Here is a 2,102-nt window from a genome sequence, read left to right as displayed (position 1 = left end):
GGTGCGGCATTGCTGGATAAATCCAATCCCTCGAAAGTCATTGGCCGCACGCCCAATCCCATCCTATCTGCTGCTGACGAAGACCGTGAAGGCTATGTTCCCAACGTCGTCTACACGTGCGGAGCGATCCGCGTTGGCGATGATCTGTTCCTGCCCTACGGCGTCGCCGATAGCTCTGTGTGCTTCGCATTTGTAGCGATCCACCAGATTTTGGCCGCGATGAGATAGCAATGTTTGCAGTATCTGCGCCGGGAAATCATATTTCAACGCAGGCTGATTACCGCATCTACATCCCCAGCCGCCAATGCATCCATCTGAGCAAGGATTAAGTCGCGGGTTACATAACGACCCTTAAATTCGTCCTCGTCGTGGCGGCGGACGATGGGGAAGGTGGAGAGGATGTACTCGGCATCATCCTTGCCAATGCCATAAAGATGAAAATACAGCGCATCGAGCCGCGCGCGGCGTTGGCGACGGTCGGCATCGTCCCAGATAAAAGGATCACCTTCATAGCCCATATCACGGGCGAAGGCCGCCATGTCATGCGCAGTGTAGGTCAGATGCAGCACTTCACGCGCCACGATTTCGCGTGCGGTCATTTTACCAAAAACGCGGTCGTAATCGGCGGGCGGGATGACGGGGAACTGTTCGACAATGAACCAGTTCAGATTCTGCCCTTGCACCTTTTGCCGAGCCACGAAATCAAGAACGAACGCGTTGAGGTTGGCGTAAAGCAACGGCTTAGTCGCGTTGTTTGCCAGAATCATGCCCATGGAATTGCCTACACCGCATTGCGGCAACAAACCAGCGATCATGGTGCGCATATTGGTAGGGGCGGTTATCGCCTTAAATGCCAGATTCCATTTATCGCTAACTTGTCCAACAACTTCTTCAAGCGGCACAAAGAATTGAGGTTCAGCTAGCCATGACGGGTTTTGGTGTTGCTCCAAAGTAGCATTTTCCGGCTGCGCTGGACGGTGCAGATTTTCCTCGTTTACGATAACACTCGCAGCGCGATGGTCGAACGCCTGAACCATCTTGCCTTCATACAAAGGCACGACTTCTGCATCGCCCTTTTTCATAATGCCGTAATCAACAGGATACCAACCATCCGCCTCCAATTCAGCGCGCGCTCGGAACAAATGGCTGTCATTTGTCATGTCAAACATGCGCAGATATTTAACCGGCCATGGGTTGGCGGCGCTTGTCTGTTTGGGTCCGCCGACAAGATCGCCGATGGCGGCACCTTCATCGGGGCCGGAGCTACCCTTGGCAAATTCCTTACGCGCAAGAACGGGCAGACGCGCATAAATGGCGGTGGTCAGATCGGCGTCCCGCACATTGCGAAATACCGGTGCCGTTCCGGTATTGGGATTAACCGCCGCAAAATCAGCAGGAGCAAGAGGAAACGTTTGCTCAGCCAAGTCATTGTCGTTGGTCGAGCGCAAGAAAAATCCACATTGCGTCGCTTCAAACTTTCTGGCTTCGCCACCAAAAACAATGGCGCAGAATTTGAACGACGCATGGACGTCGGGAAAGAATATCTTCTTGTTTTCGTAATCGAACAAAACCCCAAGCCGCCCTGTCGTGCTTACGGACCGAAAAAATGCGCTCGCACCCAAGTCACCAGCAATTCCGCTCGGTATCAACAAGCCAACAATGCCAGTCGGCTTAACCAACTGCATAGCGCGCTCGACGAAAAGCGAATATAAATTGGTGTCGCCTTTGCCAAGCAATGGAAACTGGCCGTCTTTGTGATTGGCCATGCGCGATGCAAGCGCCGCCATTTCGCTGGCGCGTTCGTATTGGCCAGATAATATATCGCCGGAGTCCTTCAGCGCCCTAACCATCCGATTGCGGTCGGCAGCCCTCGTCGCCTTAGCAATTTCAGGTTTGCGCGACGCGAACCATTCGACCTCTTGCATTTTCAACCGGTCCCAAGGCGGGTTGCCGATAATGGCATCAAACCCACCGCTGCGCTGTGTCGGTGACCGCCAGTTTTTCCACACTGTCGGGAACGCCAGTTCCCAATGCAGGAAGTTGGCGTCAACGCCGATAGTAACAGCCTTCATCAGTGGCGCGAACGCTGGATCATCATCCAC

At 53.8% G+C, this 2,102-nt stretch carries 2 pseudogenes; one reads left to right on the top strand and one right to left on the bottom strand.

From position 1 onward, the window contains the following. A pseudogene (locus HEQ34_RS14230) lies at positions 1 to 228 on the top strand (glycosidase); the annotation flags it as partial. Between the two features lie 35 nt (positions 229 to 263). Here the strand turns inward: HEQ34_RS14230 and HEQ34_RS14225 are convergent. After that, a pseudogene (locus tag HEQ34_RS14225) lies at positions 264 to 2,102 on the bottom strand (hypothetical protein); the annotation flags it as partial.

It is taken from the genome of Sphingorhabdus sp. (assembly GCF_023910635.1).
GTDB lineage: Bacteria > Pseudomonadota > Alphaproteobacteria > Sphingomonadales > Sphingomonadaceae > Sphingorhabdus_B.
This window is presented reverse-complemented; position numbering and strand designations above follow the sequence as displayed.